General features: G+C 69.3%; 1 protein-coding gene. It reads right to left on the bottom strand.

Going from position 1 to position 404, the window contains the following annotated elements; all coding sequences use genetic code 11:
• Nucleotides 1–404 (bottom strand): FAD-dependent oxidoreductase (locus AB4Z27_RS29705; protein ID WP_441646075.1); only part of this gene is annotated, 404 nt, incomplete at both ends.

The raw sequence follows: 404 nt of genomic DNA, 5'->3' as shown, positions 1-404 counted from the left end.
ATATAGCCGCGCGCATCGGTGGCCACGCCGGCCTTGTCGAGGCCCAGGTCGTCGGTGTTCGGCCGCCGGCCCACGGCCAGCAGCACGTGGGTGCCGGCGATCTGCTCCGCGCCGGCCGGGCAGCCCGGGCCGCTGACGCCCACCGCCGCACCTTCGGCATGCGAGTGCAGTTGGATGCACTCCGCGCCGCAGCGGATGCGGATGCCTTCCGCTTCCAGGATCTCCCGCACCTGCAGCGAGACGTCCGTATCTTCCCGCGCAATCAGGTGCTGGCCGCGCTCCACCACCGTGACCTGCGCGCCGAGACGGCGGAATACCTGCGCGAACTCCAGTCCCACATAGCTGCCGCCGATGACGATCAGGTGCCCGGGCACCTCGGTCATCGCCACCATGTTCGTATTATT

This window comes from Cupriavidus sp. KB_39 (genome assembly GCF_052114485.1).
In the GTDB taxonomy this organism is placed as follows: Bacteria; Pseudomonadota; Gammaproteobacteria; order Burkholderiales; family Burkholderiaceae; genus Cupriavidus.
The sequence above is the reverse complement of the archived record's forward strand: the minus strand, read 5'-3'. Positions and strand labels throughout refer to the sequence as shown.